This window comes from Citrobacter freundii complex sp. 2024EL-00216 (assembly GCF_043945515.1).
GTDB classification, from domain to species: domain Bacteria; phylum Pseudomonadota; class Gammaproteobacteria; order Enterobacterales; family Enterobacteriaceae; genus Citrobacter; species Citrobacter portucalensis.
Map to the genome: position 1 here is coordinate 42,461 of NZ_JBIMRA010000005.1, position 15,270 is coordinate 57,730.

16 protein-coding genes are annotated in these 15,270 nt (G+C 50.5%); 7 read left to right on the top strand and 9 right to left on the bottom strand.

The features are described from left to right. Positions 1–12 precede the first annotated feature (12 nt). From hxpB to tcyP, 4 genes are all read left to right on the top strand, one after another. A complete protein-coding gene (gene hxpB / locus ACHHZ7_RS07820) occupies positions 13–681 on the top strand; it encodes a hexitol phosphatase HxpB (RefSeq protein WP_032943160.1) in 669 nt (222 codons plus the stop codon). A gap of 153 nt (positions 682–834) precedes the next feature. Then, positions 835–1,596 carry a 2-dehydro-3-deoxy-D-gluconate 5-dehydrogenase KduD gene (gene kduD, locus ACHHZ7_RS07825; RefSeq protein ID WP_032943158.1) on the top strand — a complete coding sequence of 254 codons (762 nt, stop codon included), beginning with the start codon at positions 835–837 and terminating at the stop codon, positions 1,594–1,596. Positions 1,597–1,679: 83 nt separating this feature from the next. Beyond that, the gene (locus ACHHZ7_RS07830) at positions 1,680–2,279 is read left to right on the top strand and encodes a metal-dependent hydrolase (RefSeq protein WP_008784570.1); all 600 of its coding nucleotides are present in this window, start codon (positions 1,680–1,682) and stop codon (positions 2,277–2,279) included. A 135-nt stretch (positions 2,280–2,414) separates the two neighbouring features. Further along, complete coding sequence (tcyP, locus tag ACHHZ7_RS07835) at positions 2,415–3,806, top strand: cystine/sulfocysteine:cation symporter (protein ID WP_006684833.1); 1,392 nt, start codon at positions 2,415–2,417, stop codon at positions 3,804–3,806. A gap of 63 nt (positions 3,807–3,869) precedes the next feature. On the opposite strand, the gene cedA is transcribed toward tcyP, so the two are convergent. Next, a complete protein-coding gene (gene cedA / locus ACHHZ7_RS07840; RefSeq protein ID WP_008784569.1) occupies positions 3,870–4,133 on the bottom strand; it encodes a cell division activator CedA in 264 nt (87 codons plus the stop codon). Positions 4,134–4,325: 192 nt separating this feature from the next. On the opposite strand from cedA, the gene katE reads away from it, so the two are divergent. Next, positions 4,326–6,584, top strand: coding sequence for a catalase HPII (katE, locus tag ACHHZ7_RS07845; RefSeq protein WP_060682306.1), 2,259 nt, complete (start codon positions 4,326–4,328; stop codon positions 6,582–6,584). Positions 6,585–6,620: 36 nt separating this feature from the next. On the opposite strand, the gene chbG is transcribed toward katE, so the two are convergent. The 7 genes from chbG to osmE all read right to left on the bottom strand — a co-directional run bounded on the left by chbG (position 6,621) and on the right by osmE (position 12,533). Continuing rightward, on the bottom strand, positions 6,621–7,379 hold the full coding sequence (gene chbG / locus ACHHZ7_RS07850; protein ID WP_008784567.1) for a chitin disaccharide deacetylase: 759 nt from the start codon (positions 7,377–7,379) through the stop codon (positions 6,621–6,623). A gap of 12 nt (positions 7,380–7,391) precedes the next feature. After that, a complete protein-coding gene (locus ACHHZ7_RS07855; RefSeq protein ID WP_008784566.1) occupies positions 7,392–8,747 on the bottom strand; it encodes a 6-phospho-beta-glucosidase in 1,356 nt (451 codons plus the stop codon). Between the two features lie 124 nt (positions 8,748–8,871). Next, on the bottom strand, positions 8,872–9,714 hold the full coding sequence (gene chbR / locus ACHHZ7_RS07860; protein ID WP_085951046.1) for a transcriptional regulator ChbR: 843 nt from the start codon (positions 9,712–9,714) through the stop codon (positions 8,872–8,874). A 10-nt stretch (positions 9,715–9,724) separates the two neighbouring features. Further along, the gene (gene chbA / locus ACHHZ7_RS07865) at positions 9,725–10,072 is read right to left on the bottom strand and encodes a PTS N,N'-diacetylchitobiose transporter subunit IIA (RefSeq protein ID WP_003832549.1); all 348 of its coding nucleotides are present in this window, start codon (positions 10,070–10,072) and stop codon (positions 9,725–9,727) included. Between the two features lie 54 nt (positions 10,073–10,126). After that, positions 10,127–11,485 carry a PTS N,N'-diacetylchitobiose transporter subunit IIC gene (gene chbC / locus ACHHZ7_RS07870; RefSeq protein WP_003030619.1) on the bottom strand — a complete coding sequence of 453 codons (1,359 nt, stop codon included), beginning with the start codon at positions 11,483–11,485 and terminating at the stop codon, positions 10,127–10,129. Between the two features lie 87 nt (positions 11,486–11,572). Continuing rightward, positions 11,573–11,893 carry a PTS N,N'-diacetylchitobiose transporter subunit IIB gene (chbB, locus tag ACHHZ7_RS07875; RefSeq protein ID WP_003832547.1) on the bottom strand — a complete coding sequence of 107 codons (321 nt, stop codon included), beginning with the start codon at positions 11,891–11,893 and terminating at the stop codon, positions 11,573–11,575. Between the two features lie 298 nt (positions 11,894–12,191). Then, positions 12,192–12,533 (bottom strand): osmotically-inducible lipoprotein OsmE, encoded by a 342-nt coding sequence (osmE, locus tag ACHHZ7_RS07880; RefSeq protein ID WP_003030621.1) that lies wholly within the window; start codon positions 12,531–12,533, stop codon positions 12,192–12,194. Positions 12,534–12,743: 210 nt separating this feature from the next. On the opposite strand from osmE, the gene nadE reads away from it, so the two are divergent. Both nadE and cho read left to right on the top strand, forming a co-directional pair. Further along, positions 12,744–13,574, top strand: coding sequence for an ammonia-dependent NAD(+) synthetase (gene nadE / locus ACHHZ7_RS07885; protein WP_008784562.1), 831 nt, complete (start codon positions 12,744–12,746; stop codon positions 13,572–13,574). Positions 13,575–13,705: 131 nt separating this feature from the next. Then, positions 13,706–14,593 (top strand): excinuclease Cho, encoded by an 888-nt coding sequence (cho, locus tag ACHHZ7_RS07890; protein ID WP_060682307.1) that lies wholly within the window; start codon positions 13,706–13,708, stop codon positions 14,591–14,593. Here the strand turns inward: cho and ves are convergent. Then, positions 14,553–15,128 carry an environmental stress-induced protein Ves gene (gene ves, locus ACHHZ7_RS07895; RefSeq protein ID WP_008784560.1) on the bottom strand — a complete coding sequence of 192 codons (576 nt, stop codon included), beginning with the start codon at positions 15,126–15,128 and terminating at the stop codon, positions 14,553–14,555. The two genes, cho and ves, sit on opposite strands and share 41 nt — an antisense overlap. Between the last annotated feature and the right edge of the window lie 142 nt (positions 15,129–15,270).

A 15,270-nucleotide genomic window follows, 5' to 3' on the forward strand; every position in this document is an offset into this window, starting at 1 on the left:
GGAGAGGTTGTAATGTCAACCCCGCGTCAAATTCTTGCTGCAATTTTCGATATGGATGGGTTACTGGTCGATTCTGAACCGCTTTGGGATCAGGCTGAACTGGATGTGATAGCAAGTTTAGGCGTTGATATCTCCCGCCGCCATGAACTTCCCGATACCCTTGGCTTACGCATCGACATGGTGGTTGATTTGTGGTTTGCGCAGCAACCCTGGAACGGCCCCTCACGTCAGGAAGTCACCGAGCGCATCATTACCCGGGCCATTGCGTTGGTTGAAGAGACAAAACCGCTGCTGCCAGGCGTTCGTGAAGCTGTGGCACTGTGCAAATCTCAGGGAATCAAAGTAGGACTGGCATCCGCCTCGCCGCTACATATGCTGGAAAAAGTGCTGACCATGTTTGATCTGCGCGATGACTTCGACGCGCTGGCTTCTGCAGAAAAACTGCCTTACAGCAAACCGCACCCACAAGTTTACCTCGATTGTGCGGCGAAACTGGGCATTGCCCCGTTAAACTGCGTAGCACTGGAAGACTCAGTGAACGGCATGATTGCCTCGAAAGCTGCCCGTATGCGTTCCATCGTCGTACCAGCGCATGAGAATCAGGACGATCCTCGCTTCGTTCTTGCCGACGTCAAACTAACCTCGCTCACCGAACTCACAGCCGCTCATCTGCGCGGCTAATCCTGTAACGGGCAATGATCGTATTGCCCGCTTTTTCATTTTTCATCTTTGAATTTTTAAAACACCGTTTCATTTTAAATTGTATTTCTGTTTAACCTCTCCTATCCTTGCCCTATAGCGCAAGCGTTAATGACATAAATAGTTGAGGTAAACATGATTCAGGAAGCTTTTCGTCTCGAGGGTAAAGTCGCCATCGTCACTGGATGTGACACCGGCCTCGGGCAGGGTATGGCAGTGGCGCTGGCTGAAGCGGGCTGCGATGTAGTCGGCGTGAATCGTAAAATACCGCATGAAACCGCAGAGAAAATTAACGCCCTCGGTCGACGCTTTATGGCCATTCAGGCCGACCTCAGTCAACAAGATGCTCTCACCAGCATCGTGACACAAACGGTGTCGTCGTTTGGCCGGGTCGATATTCTGGTCAACAATGCAGGAACTATACGCCGTCAGGATGCGCTGGACTTCAGTGAAAAAGATTGGGATGACGTGATGAATCTGAATCTCAAATCCGTTTTCTTTCTGTCGCAGGCCGTGGCGCGCCAGTTTGTGGCGCAGGGCAATGGTGGAAAAATCATTAACATTGCCTCGATGCTCTCTTTTCAGGGGGGTATCCGTGTACCTTCCTATACCGCATCAAAAAGCGGCGTTCTGGGCATCACTCGCCTGCTCGCCAATGAATGGGCGGCCAAAGGAATTAATGTCAACGCCATCGCGCCCGGCTATATGGCGACCAACAACACTCAGCAACTGCGCGCAGACAGCGAGCGCAATCAGGAGATTATCGATCGTATTCCCGCAGGGCGCTGGGGAACGCCGGATGATCTAAAAGGCCCGGTTGTTTTCCTTGCAAGTCCCGCCTCTGACTATATTCATGGTTATACGCTGGCGGTGGATGGCGGTTGGCTGGCGCGGTAAAGGCGCACTTGTGACATAGGGTTACAACGTCACCTCTTCCGCCTACTGTATAAAACCCCTATACTGTATGAATCGACAGTTTATTGGGTTTTATCATGACGGCGGAAGGCCACCTTCTTTTTTCTATTGCCTGTGCGGTATTTGCCAAGAATGCCGAGCTAACGCCCGTTCTTGCGCAGGGTGACTGGTGGCATATTGTTCCTTCAGCCATTTTAACGTGCCTGCTGCCGGATATTGATCATCCCAAGTCTCTGCTGGGGCAGCGTCTGAAGTGGATATCAAAACCCATTGCCCGGGCATTTGGTCATCGCGGGTTTACACATAGCCTGCTGGCGGTTTTTGCCCTGCTGGCCACGTTCTACCTGAAAGTCCCGGATACCTGGATAATACCTGCCGATGCCTTACAAGGTATGGTACTCGGCTATCTTAGTCACATTCTGGCCGACATGCTGACCCCAGCAGGCGTTCCCCTGCTTTGGCCCTGCCGCTGGCGTTTTCGTCTGCCCATCCTCGTGCCGCAAAAAGGCAATCAACTGGAGCGGTTTCTGTGCATGGCACTGTTCGCGTGGGCAATCTGGATGCCGCAAACCGTACAAGAGAACAGCGCGGTACGCTGGTCTTCGCAGATGATTAATACGCTACAAATGCAGTTCAATCGTTTCATAACGCATCAGATTGACTAATAAATCAGCCAAAAAATCATTTTAGGTATAAACAATTCCATTTGAATATAAGAGGCAAGTCACAGTTCTGCTAATCTTGCGCCAACAGAATCACCTTTAAACGGTGATACGCATAATAAGATCAGGAGAACGGGGATGAACTTTCCATTAATCGCGAACATTATCGTGTTCGTAGTGCTGCTGTTCGTGCTGGCGCAAGCCCGTCACAAACAGTGGAGTCTGGCCAAAAAAGTACTGGTCGGTCTGGTCATGGGTGTCGTGTTCGGCCTTGCCCTGCACACCATTTATGGCTCCGACAGCCAGGTTCTTAAGGACTCAGTACAGTGGTTCAACATTGTCGGCAACGGCTATGTCCAACTACTGCAGATGATTGTTATGCCGCTGGTATTTGCGTCTATTCTCAGCGCCGTTGCACGTCTGCATAACGCCTCTCAGTTAGGTAAAATCAGCTTCCTGACCATCGGAACGCTGCTGTTTACCACACTGATTGCCGCGCTGGTAGGGGTTCTGGTGACCAACCTGTTCGGCCTGACCGCCGAAGGTCTGGTGCAAGGTGGTGCTGAAACCGCCCGTCTGAACGCGATTGAAACCAACTATGTTGGCAAAGTGGCTGACCTCAGCGTTCCGCAACTGGTGCTGTCGTTTATTCCGAAAAACCCGTTTGCCGATCTGACTGGCGCGAACCCGACGTCGATTATCAGCGTGGTTATCTTCGCCGCATTCCTGGGTGTAGCCGCACTGAAACTGCTGAAAGATGATGCACCAAAAGGCGAGCGCGTTCTGGTCGCTATCGATACCCTGCAAAGCTGGGTGATGAAACTGGTTCGTCTGGTGATGCAGTTGACGCCGTACGGTGTTCTGGCGCTGATGACCAAAGTGGTTGCGGGTTCCAACCTGCAGGACATCATCAAGCTGGGTAGCTTCGTCGTGGCCTCTTATCTCGGTCTGGGCATTATGTTCGTGGTTCACGGGATCTTGCTGGGTGTGAACGGCGTTAGCCCGTTAAAATACTTCCGCAAGGTATGGCCAGTGCTGACGTTCGCCTTCACCAGCCGTTCCAGCGCAGCCTCAATTCCGCTGAACGTTGAAGCGCAGACCCGTCGTCTGGGCGTGCCTGAATCCATCGCCTCATTTGCCGCCTCGTTTGGTGCCACGATTGGTCAGAACGGTTGTGCGGGCCTGTACCCGGCAATGCTGGCAGTAATGGTTGCACCGACCGTCGGTATCAACCCACTGGACCCAATGTGGATTGCCACGCTGGTTGGTATCGTGACCGTGAGCTCCGCAGGGGTTGCGGGTGTGGGTGGCGGTGCAACATTTGCCGCGCTGATCGTCCTGCCCGCTATGGGTTTGCCGGTCACGCTGGTTGCGCTGCTGATCTCCGTTGAGCCGCTGATCGATATGGGGCGTACCGCGCTGAACGTAAGCGGTTCCATGACTGCCGGTACGCTGACCAGCCAATGGCTCAAGCAGACTGATAAAACGATTCTGGACAGCGACGATAACGCCGAACTGGCGCATCGCTAAGTCTGTCAGCTAAAAAACAAAAAACCGCCGGAGTATCATGCTCCGGCGGTTTTTTTATATCCATTAATCCCTTAGTTCATTTTCCTGGCGAACCTGATTAGCCCAGCGCTGTGCTGATTCCGGGACCGTAAATGCAGGCGAACGTTGAAACGCCTCCCCCATTAAGACAAAAGCGACATATTTTCCGCGTAGTATCCATACGTCACGAAACGCATCCATTTTAATCGCATGCTCTGGTGGCGCGGGCTCCACGCGAGGAACATAGCTGATAACCGGACGATTTTGTTGGCGAAGAGGTTTCATAATCAGTTGCTTCACTAAAGACAAATTCTAAAAATCAGAAAACCGCTATCTTAGCCGATTTTGCCGCCTTGCGTCCTGCCTTGCGTGCGCTGTTTGCCTGGTTCATCGCGCTTTACGTCATCGACCTGTACCTGCGCCACTGAGTGAGTGGTCTATAGTTAAAGCTTTTGACAGCAACAACGACCCTTTCAGCAATGAAACCAGGAGACGAGTTTAATGTCACAGAATGATAAGCATCCACTCCATCACTCAGCGCCGGTTCATGATGCCAGCGAATCCCAGCCAGGACTTGACTCACTGGCACCCACAGACGGTTCACATCGGTCAACACCTGAACCCACGCCACCAGGTATGCAGCCCACTACGTCCGGCAGTTTAAAAGCGCCGGATATCAAAAGTGACAAACTCATTGCACTGGACAGTTTTCGTAAAGGAAGCGAAGATTTTGCTCTGACAACTAATCAGGGTGTGCGAATCGCAGACGATCAAAACTCTCTGCGCGCAGGTAATCGCGGGCCAACCCTACTGGAAGACTTTATCCTGCGGGAAAAGATTACCCATTTTGATCATGAACGCATCCCGGAGCGGATTGTACATGCCCGAGGTTCTGCCGCTCATGGTTACTTTCAGTCCTATGCCAACCTGAGTGCGACGACGAAAGCGGACTTTCTAAGTGATGAAAATAAAATCACCCCGGTTTTTGTCCGATTCTCTACCGTTCAGGGCGGCGCAGGCTCTGCGGATACGGTCAGAGATATACGGGGATTTGCGACCAAGTTTTACACTGAAGAGGGCATTTTCGACCTGGTGGGAAACAATACTCCCATCTTCTTTATTCAGGATGCCCATAAATTCCCGGATTTCGTCCATGCGGTTAAACCGGAGCCGCATTGGGCTATCCCGCAGGGCCAAAGCGCCCATGACACCTTCTGGGATTATGTCTCATTACAGCCTGAAACGTTGCACAACGTCATATGGGCAATGTCCGATCGGGGTATTCCGCGCAGCTATCGCACGATGGAAGGCTTCGGTATTCACACATTTCGGTTGATTAATGCGCAAGGGAAAGCCACCTTTGTCCGTTTCCACTGGAAACCGCTGGCAGGCAAAGCCTCGCTGGTATGGGATGAAGCGCAAAAACTTACCGGTCGGGATCCCGACTTTCATCGCCGCGATCTGTGGGAAGCTATCGAAGCGGGCGATTATCCGGAATATGAACTGGGACTACAGCTGATTCCCGAAGAAGATGAATTTAAGTTCGATTTTGACCTGCTCGACCCGACCAAGCTGATCCCGGAAGAGCTGGTTCCGGTGCAACGCGTCGGTAAAATGGTGCTGAACCGCAATCCTGATAATTTCTTCGCCGAAAATGAACAAGTCGCTTTTCATCCCGGACATATCGTCCCTGGCATCGATTTTACTAACGATCCCCTGCTGCAGGGTCGCTTGTTCTCCTATACCGATACCCAAATTAGTCGCCTGGGCGGGCCCAATTTCCATGAAATCCCGATTAATCGCCCGACCTGTCCGTACCATAATTTCCAGCGTGACGGCATGCATCGTATGGACATCGATACCAATCCAGCCAACTATGAACCGAATTCCATCAATGATAACTGGCCGCGTGAAACGCCGCCGGGGCCAAAACGCGGTGGATTTGAGTCGTATCAGGAACGGATTGAAGGAAACAAAATCCGCGAACGTAGCCCCTCTTTTGGCGAATACTATGCGCACCCTCGCCTGTTCTGGCTAAGTCAGACGCCAATTGAACAGCAGCATATTATCGACGGATTCAGTTTCGAACTCAGTAAGGTTACGCGCCCCTATATTCGGGAAAGAGTGGTCGAACAGTTAGCTCATATTGATACTGCCCTCGCCGAGGCGGTTGCCGATAATCTCGGTTTTAAGCTAACCAAGGAACAGGCCAGCATTGCGCCACCGCCCAACGTCAACGGTTTGAAAAATGCACCGTCACTCAGTTTATATGCAGGTGCGCAAGGTGAGATTAAGAGCCGCGTGGTCGCCATCCTACTTAATGACCAGGTGAAATCGAGCGACCTGCTCGCCATCATGCAAGCCCTACAGGCCAAAGGCGTTCATGCCAAATTGCTCTATTCCCGAATGGGTAAGGTAGTTGCCGATGATGGATCTGCTCTGACGATCGCCGGTACTTTTGCGGGTTCGCCATCCCTGACGGTCGATGCGGTTATCGTTCCATGCGGTAATCTCGCGGACATCATTAAGAACGGTGATGCCCGATATTATTTACTCGAAGCGTATAAGCACTTAAAACCTATCGCCTTGTCCGGCGATGCTCGTCAGTTTAAAGCAACGTTGAATATCAAAAATGAAGGAGAAGAAGGCGTTGTGGAAGCGGACTATGCAGACGCACAGTTTATGGATACCCTGCTGACGCTGATGACCGCACACCGCGTCTGGTCACGTGCCAGAAAAATAGAAACGATTCCCGCCTAAAAAAATGCGGCGCATTAAGCGCCGCAAACTCAGGAATTACACGTTCAGAAAACTGCCAAGACGATAACCGCGCTCCGCAATTGCATATTTCAGTGACGAAGACGTCAGCACGTCGAGCTCAGTTAAGCGGGGGTAACAGTAGGCACTTTGACGAATAATGTCATCGATAAAGGCCGGATGACACATCACTTCCAGCGAAGACTCTCCCCGGTCGGCTGACGCATCCAGCGTCTGTAAAAACAGAGCCTCGGAAATCGCTTCGCCGTAAAACTCGCTGCTGAATCCCTGGGAGGTACGTAACGTTTCCGGAAAATCAGACGCCTGAAACACGGTCTGACGATCGATACGCAATGCAATCCCCTTCTCGGCAGCAAACCCGGCTACGATAGGGAAAATTTGCGGGAACATATGCACATGGTGATGGCTATCCAGATGCGTCGGCTCCCGCCCGAACAGGTCAATAAAACGCTGATACTGCGCGGCCAGTTCCTGAGATATTTCATCCAGCGGCAAAGTGTCCTCCTCTGCCATCTGCCAGATCCATTTCCCCAGTAATCCGTCATGGGTAAGGCCCGGCATTGCCGTCAACGGCCTACCAAGCGTCAGAACAAAATGCATCCCGACGGCAAGTGCAGGTATGTCGCGATTCAGCTGTACCGCATGGTCAATCGCCGCACCGTTAACCAGTGCCGTTGTCGAGGTGACAACGCCATTACGACAGGCTTCAACAATGCCGTAGTTTTGTCCTTTACTCAGGCCAAAATCATCCGCATTCACAATCAGTATGCGTTCCATAGCCGACCTCAGTTAGTGTTGTTCGCTTTTGAGTTTCTCAATGCACCCGGCGAAGTTTGGCAACCATTTTTCATGCGCCAGGATTAGCTCACGCGCCAGAATCTCGGCATCGCTGTCAGAATGCACCAGCGGACTCAGGTTTAACGCCAGCAGCACATCATTCAGCTCGCCGCTCAATGCCGCATTGCTCGCCGCTACCTCAAAGCCTTTAATGGTGTAGATAAGGCCAAGCACTTTCTCATCAAAATGGGTAATACGTGGGTGCGGCGTAGCACCGTTACGTCCGAGCGTGCAGGTCATCTCAACCGCCCAGTCCGCAGGAATGTTATCAACATGTCCATGATGTGGAATGTTGACGTAGTGCTCGGTCTGTTTGTCGTTGTAGATGGCGTTGATCACTTCACAGGCCGCATCGGAGTAATACGCGCCACCGCGCTGCTCCAGCTCTTTCGGCTTAACGTTTAGCTCAGGATTTTTGTAGAGATCAAACAGTTGTTTTTCTACTTTTTGTACTACCTGAGCACGTGCGCCGCCCTTATAGTACTCACCCATTTCGATCGCCAACATCTCTTTTGGCTTGAAGTAGTACAGCAAATACGAGCACGGCAGCAGCTTCAGCGAACGAATCAACCCTTCGCTGAACGGCAGGTCGAAAATGTTCTTCACGGTGGAAGCTTTCAGTTGTCCAGAAGCCACGCCGTCCAGCAGTTCATCAAAGCGCGATGTACCGTTCACCAGCACGTCTTTAATAAAGACCATGTGGTTCAGACCGAACAGATCGATGGATAAGTCGTCGCTCTCGTTAAGCGCCAGTACATCGCTAATGAACATTTTCATGCCGACAGGAATATTACACACGCCGATGAATTTCTTGAAATTCGTATGACGATAGACCGCTTCAGTCACCATCCCGGCCGGGTTAGTAAAGTTAATCACCCAGGCATTCGGGCACAGTTCTTCCACATCTTTAATAATATCAAAGATAACCGGAATGGTACGCAGACCTTTGAACAGCCCACCAGCACCGTTGGTTTCCTGTCCCAGATAACCGTGGCTCAGCGGAATGCGTTCATCCTTTTCACGGGCTTTCAGTTGCCCTACGCGCAGTTGGGTGGTAACGAAATCAGCATCTTTCAGTGCTTCACGGCGGTCCAGCGTTTTAAACAACTTCATCGGTACGCCGGCTTTGTCGATCATGCGCTGGCAAAGGTCAAAAATAATGTCCAGCTTCTCTTTTCCACCGTCGACATCAACCAGCCACAACTCAGAAACCGGTAATTCATGATAGCGCTTAATAAAGCCTTCAAGTAATTCAGGGGTGTAGCTGCTCCCGCCACCGATAGTGACGACTTTTAATTTCTGGCTCATACTTTCTCCCTTCAGTGTAAAAACACTGACGTGTATTATGCTCAACCCGTTTGTCAGGTATAGCGTGGCTGTCCCGACGCTATTTTGGGCAAGCTATAAAAAATGGGTTATTGGCAAATAATATCTACTGATTAAATTCAGTTAATTTCTTACGGTAGCTATTCGGTGTAAACGACGTCAGCTTTTTAAACGTTTTAATAAACAGGCTTGGACTACTGTAGCCAGACTCGTAAGCAATATCCGTTACAGAATAGTTCGTCATTTCCAGCTGTTTTTTAGCAAAGTTAATGCGGATTTCATTAATAATCTGCATCGGCGTTTTGCTGTAATAACGCTGGGTAGCGCGGGTCAGATACTCCTGGGATTTCGCGGACAGGTGTACCATATTTTCCAGCGCATTCTCGCTAAACTGCCGTTTGTCGTGCATGGTCTCGACGGTGGTTTTAAGCCACTGCGGAATATCATCCAGCACTTGCTCTTCGCGATGATGGCGTAACCGATTTATAATATAGAAGGTGACCACTTCTACAAATTCATCCAGCCCGCTCTCACGAAAGTTAAGTGATGCAATAACCGTTTCAATGTAGGTAAGAAACGAGTTATTCGCCCGGTAGACCTGCGATGCAACGAAACAAAATGGCAGCAGCGGGTGATAGTGCTGTTCAAAAAAACGTTTACTGATGCCGACGTTAAGGATCCTTGTCGCACCAAAATCATAAAAACTCTGGTGGTGCGATCCCAACGGGATAAAGACAAAGTCTCCACGTTCTAGCAGTACGCGTTTACCGTTGATTTCCTGATAATAGCGCCCCGTTAAAACCAGGGTAAACTCATAGTAGTCATGCTGATGCAGCCCGCTGATGCTCTCAGTTTTGTTATAGATGAACACATGGAAATTTTTGCCATTAAACAGCTGCTGTTCATAAACGGTTTTGATTTCCGGTGCGTTAATCTGTAGCTGCATTATGCACTCCTCGCTATTTCAGCTTTTCGTGAAGCTCAATCAGTTCAGTCACCAGCTCACGTGCCAGCATTGATGTCATCAGGTGGTCCTGCGCGTGGACCAGCACCAGGCTAACTTTCATTTTACCTTCGCCCTGATCGCCTTCAATCAATTTCGTTTGCACGAGGTGCGCTTCGTTCAGCGCCAGACGAGACTGGTCCATCATGGTCTTAGCTGACTCGAAATCACCCTGCTTGGCCATTTTGAGTGCGCCGTACGCCAGGCTACGCGCCTGACCGGAGTTGATGATGAGGCCCATCACCACTTCTTCAAGTTCTTCTGCTTCTGACTGCGTGTCGACGATGTTCTCGATATCCAACATACTTTTTTCCTCTGGTTCAGTCCGGCATGACCGTAAAGCCATGCCGGATTAAATTTAGAATTTTAATGCGTTAGCGATATCTTCTTCGCTTTCTTCTTGGTCAATAACGTTCTGCGCTTTGTTGGCTACCACCACGAACGGCAGGTAAACCAGCGTTGCGATACCGAGGTTGAACAGCGCGACCAGCAGAGCAGCGACGCTACCGTTGGTGTTAAAGAACGCGCCCAAACCGGTTGGCATAGTCCACGGTGCAATGTTGGTAATCGGTGGAATAATGCCTGAGTAGTAAGCTGCCAGCGTAATCGCCGCCAGAATCGGTTGCACCAGAATGAACGGGATAAACATCACCGGGTTCATGATGATCGGCAGACCGAACAGGATAGGTTCGTTAATCTGGAACAGACCTGACGGCAGTGCCAGTTTAGCAACCTGACGATAGTCAGGACGACGCGATGCCAGGAAGATAGCGATAATCAGACCCAACGTTGCTCCGCTACCCCCAAGGAAAATATAGGAGTCGAGCATCGGTTTCGCCCAGACGTGGAACGTCTTACCGGCTTCCAGCGCGGCATCTACGGAACCAAACTGTTGGTAGATAGAGATGTTTTCCAGCGCCCATGGCGTCATGATACCGCTGTCCAGCGCAGTCAGCGCCAGTGAACCGTGAATACCGAAGAACCACAGCAGCGGAACAAAAATCACGTAGGCCCAGCCCACCACGCTGCCCAACGACGCCAGCGGAGTTGAAATGGAATCCATAATGATTTGGTGGAAGTTCGTACCCCAGGTGTTCAGTGCCCAGGCGATGATCCCCATAATCGAGAGGATAAGGAAGCCAGGAATCAGCGCAGAGAAAGAGCGCGATACGGATGTCGGTACGCTATCAGGTAATTTAATGACCCAATTGCGACGAACCACAAAGGTGAACATTTCCGCGACTGCAAGACCGATAATTATACCGGAAATAATATTGGCACCGCCGAGCCAGTTCGCGCCAACGGCATAGGCTTCACCCACGCTATAAGGCGTTACGGTCATAAACGCGGCGACGGATAACAGCCCGGCAGCCAGTGAGTCGACTTTACGTTCTTCTGCCAGCGCCATGCCGATAAAGAACGGTGCCATCAATGACATGATACCCAGCGTACCGTTATAGACGTTTCCACCAATGCCTTTCAAGCTATTCAAAGTTTCAATAGTTGAAGCATCAAGTCGAATGCCCATTGAATAAAAAAACGACCCCTCCCCAAAGCTCAGGAAAACGTTATTGATTAATACAAACATGGCCCCTGCGAGGGTTAACGGCATTAAACGAATAAAACCGTTCTTGATTGCATTAACGTGTGGCTGCTTTCCAATTTTTACAGCAAAAGGAAGGAGTACCTTTTCAAGTGAAGCAATAGCGTTACTCATAGAAAAATACCCTTAAATACCGCAATTAATAATTGCGGTGAATGTTAATGAAATAACTCTTTGACGGGAAAAATTAAAATAAAATAATTAATTTGCTGCGGCTTTTTTAATTGCTGCAACAGCAGCCTTAAGCACGCCTAAACCATCGACTTTGCCATACAGCAGCGAGTCAATCACTTCCACAGGCTTGTTGGGTAACAAACGCTGAATTTCGGGCAACATATAAGCAATTTGTGGACCTAATAACACGACATCGGCGACAGGACCTTTTTCTCCGGCCAGCGTTTCAGGAAATGCTTCAATAATAACCGGCACTTCGTATTTTTCGGCCTGAGCACGCATCTTCGAAACCAACAATGAAGTCGACATGCCCGCAGAACAAAACAGATAAATGTGTTTCTTTTCCATTAAAACGATCCTCATGTGCGATTATCTGTCAACCAGACACTCCGCAAGCCATAACCTGCATCCATGCTCTGGGTAACTTGCGTCAGCTAAATTACTTTTTTAGGTGGCTGAAATGAGTATACGGGATTGCACCGGTGGATGGTATTTCCTTGACCAACTAAATTGTCTCTCCTTGACCTGTCGTTATGACCCCCCTCACATTTCGGGCAAATAATTCGCGGCAATAAATAAGATCGTTCGGCACAAAAAAACCGGCACGATGGCCGGTTCTTCTGAATGCTCAGGCAATAAGCAGTTGTTACTTCTTCGCCGCCTGCGGGTCGGTGTCGTACTCTGCGCAAGTCTGGTAACCGGAGTTAATCACATGTCCGGTGTCGTCTAAAGCAACAAAATAGGTTTCAGCTTTACCATCTCGTTGACCCAGGATGTAGGTCTGGCATGTCCCTCGCGCATGAATCATGCTGACTTCAGAAGAAGGTTTACCGGCAATCTGCGCCACCTGCGCCCTGCTCATCCCTTTCTTCACATCTTTCACCACGGGCTGAACAAATTGGTCTTTGGTGCGATCGTAGGCCGTACACCCTGCCAGCATAGTCAAAACAGCCGCTGCGCTTAGAATTCCTGTTAGGTTCTTGTTCATATTCCGTCCTCTTGTATTTCAGCGTGTTATATAAGCCTGGAGCACAACAACACATTTTTCAAGCAATCAGATGATACTTAGGTCGTTTCGGAAAATTCTATTAAAACAAAATGATGTTAGATCAGGCCTGCATCCCTTGTCGTTTGGGTCCCAACGCGTTAGCTTTAACACATCATTTTTTTGATCATTTCATTTTTCGGAGGGGGTTAAATGACTCTGCAGCAAGAGATAATCCAGGCGCTTGGCGCAAAACCGCAAATTAATGCAGAAGAGGAAATTCGCCGCAGCGTGGATTTCTTGAAATCCTACCTGCAAACCTACCCTTTTCTGAAATCACTGGTATTAGGGATAAGCGGCGGACAGGACTCAACGCTCGCGGGAAAACTTTGCCAGATGGCTATTTCCGAGCTTCGCGAAGAAACGGGGAATGACGCGCTGCAGTTTATTGCCGTACGTCTGCCGTATGGCGTTCAGGCTGATGAACAGGACTGTCAGGATGCCATCGCCTTTATCCAACCGGACCGCGTGCTCACAGTAAATATTAAGGGTGCGGTACTGGCCAGTGAACAGGCCCTGCGTGAAGCGGGTATTGAACTGAGCGATTTTGTCCGTGGCAATGAAAAAGCCCGTGAACGTATGAAGGCCCAGTACAGTATCGCCGGAATGACCAGCGGTGTTGTCGTGGGTACCGATCATGCAGCAGAAGCCATCACCGGATTTTTCACCAAATACGGCGATGGCGGTACTGACATTAACCCTATTTTCCGCCTGAACAAGCGTCAGGGTAAGCAGCTGCTTGCCGCGCTGGGTTGCCCGGAACATTTATATAAGAAAGCGCCAACCGCCGACCTCGAAGACGATCGCCCTTCTCTGCCGGATGAAGCCGCATTAGGCGTCACCTATGACAACATCGACGATTATCTGGAAGGAAAAAAGCTGGCTGCCGACATCGCGAAAAAAATTGAAGGCTGGTACCTGAAGACCGAACACAAACGTCGCACACCGATTACGGTGTTTGATGACTTCTGGAAAAAAGCGTAATTTTTTTAGTCACATATTGCCGGATAGCACTGGGATCACCGCTGTCCGGCCACTCTTCCTGGTCTGATGCCGCTTTTTTAATCGGTTTCAAACTGCTACACTGGATGAATAACCAGCATCCGGAGTGAGAAGTGGTACGGCGTCAATCAGCCCCACGCCTGACATTTGAGGCAGCGGCAATCTATGAATATCCAGAACACCTGCGTCCATTTTTGAGTGCGCTTCCCACCGCGCCAGGCGTCTATCTGTTTCACAGTGAAAGCGACACTATGCCGCTCTATATTGGTAAAAGCGTCAATATTCGCAGCCGCGTGCTGGCACACCTGCGTACCGCAGACGAAGCGGCAATGCTGCGCCAAGCCAAACGCATTAGCTGGATTTGTACGGCGGGAGAAATTGGTGCCCTGCTGCTGGAAGCGCGGTTGATCAAAGAACAACAGCCGTTGTTTAATAAACGACTGCGGCGCAATCGTCAGCTTTGCGCCTTGCAGCTTACCGACCGAACTGTTCAGGTTGTCTACGCTCGAGATATTGATTTCTCCCATGCACCCAATCTGTTTGGCCTGTTTGCCAATCGTCGCGCAGCGCTACAAGCGTTGCAAAGCCTCGCGGATGAACAACAGCTGTGCTACGGCCTGTTGGGGCTGGAACCCCTGAGTCGCGGGCGCGCCTGTTTTCGCTCCGCGCTTAAACGCTGCGCCGGAGCGTGCTGCGGAAAAGAGAGTCATGAAGCGCATCATTTGCGTCTGTTAGCGGCGCTGGAAAGAGTGAGAGTGATTTGCTGGCCATGGAGCAATGCTATTGCACTGCAGGAAACCGGCGCTGAAATGACACAGTACCATATCATCAACAACTGGCTGTGGCTGGGAGCCGTTTCAACGCTGGATGAAGCGGCTACCCTGGCGCGTATGCCGGCAGGCTTTGACCATGATGGTTACAAAATTCTCTGCCGGCCTGTTCTGTCTGGTCAATATGACATTATTGAACTGTGTCCGGAGAATGCCCCGGCATCCAGTTAATCTCGCTGAACAGCAATTTTCCCTCGCGCTCCAGCAGTCGTAATGTGTGTTTGCCGTCATGCCAGCTCGCACCCTGGTCGGCCGTCAGCAGTTTATCGCCCAGTTGCCATGCACCACTGATAACAAACACCACGCCGCCGCGTGAACCAAAGGTCGTAAAGGTGCGATCGGCCACTCTGACTTTTGCCTGGCAAACATCTCGTCGGGTCATGATATTAAAATCCATAGACATCTGCCCTTCCGTCAGCTTCGCTTTTACCACCTTGTCACCGGCAAAGGTAAAAGGCTGATGCTGTTTCAGGGTATGCGTGAAGGTGTTCGACTCTTCCAGGGTCACTTCTCCGCCTTCCAGCAGGGTAATCACGCGCTCTACACCCGGGAAAAGTGAAAACTCGCCGTTTGCTGCGATGGAGGCGATACTCGCCCGCCAGTGAAAATCTCGTGTTGCTGGCGGAAAACAGCAAATCTCACGCGTTTCTCCCGCACCATTTCGCCAGAGATTAACCGGCATTTTGCGGATATCAAAGTATTCCATTATCCCTCCAGAAAGGAGCAGCATGGCAGCCTGCCGTAAACAGACAGCCATAAATCATCATTATTATGTTCACCCTGCAGATTATTGTTATCGGCAGCAGAGTTGATTTGCCTTAGCGATGAACCCGGCATTTTGCAAAAAA

What these genes read in the sequence shown, in the direction of transcription:
- katE (WP_060682306.1), top strand. Translation starts at nt 4,326, where the DNA reads ATGTCACAGAATGATAAGCATCCACTCCATCACTCAGCGCCGGTTCAT.
- tcyP (WP_006684833.1), top strand. Translation starts at nt 2,415, where the DNA reads ATGAACTTTCCATTAATCGCGAACATTATCGTGTTCGTAGTGCTGCTG.
- ACHHZ7_RS07855 (WP_008784566.1), bottom strand. Translation starts at nt 8,747, where the DNA reads ATGAGCCAGAAATTAAAAGTCGTCACTATCGGTGGCGGGAGCAGCTAC.
- chbC (WP_003030619.1), bottom strand. Translation starts at nt 11,485, where the DNA reads ATGAGTAACGCTATTGCTTCACTTGAAAAGGTACTCCTTCCTTTTGCT.
- hxpB (WP_032943160.1), top strand. Translation starts at nt 13, where the DNA reads ATGTCAACCCCGCGTCAAATTCTTGCTGCAATTTTCGATATGGATGGG.
- ves (WP_008784560.1), bottom strand. Translation starts at nt 15,128, where the DNA reads ATGGAATACTTTGATATCCGCAAAATGCCGGTTAATCTCTGGCGAAAT.
- chbG (WP_008784567.1), bottom strand. Translation starts at nt 7,379, where the DNA reads ATGGAACGCATACTGATTGTGAATGCGGATGATTTTGGCCTGAGTAAA.
- chbA (WP_003832549.1), bottom strand. Translation starts at nt 10,072, where the DNA reads ATGTTGGATATCGAGAACATCGTCGACACGCAGTCAGAAGCAGAAGAA.
- osmE (WP_003030621.1), bottom strand. Translation starts at nt 12,533, where the DNA reads ATGAACAAGAACCTAACAGGAATTCTAAGCGCAGCGGCTGTTTTGACT.
- chbB (WP_003832547.1), bottom strand. Translation starts at nt 11,893, where the DNA reads ATGGAAAAGAAACACATTTATCTGTTTTGTTCTGCGGGCATGTCGACT.
- kduD (WP_032943158.1), top strand. Translation starts at nt 835, where the DNA reads ATGATTCAGGAAGCTTTTCGTCTCGAGGGTAAAGTCGCCATCGTCACT.
- nadE (WP_008784562.1), top strand. Translation starts at nt 12,744, where the DNA reads ATGACTCTGCAGCAAGAGATAATCCAGGCGCTTGGCGCAAAACCGCAA.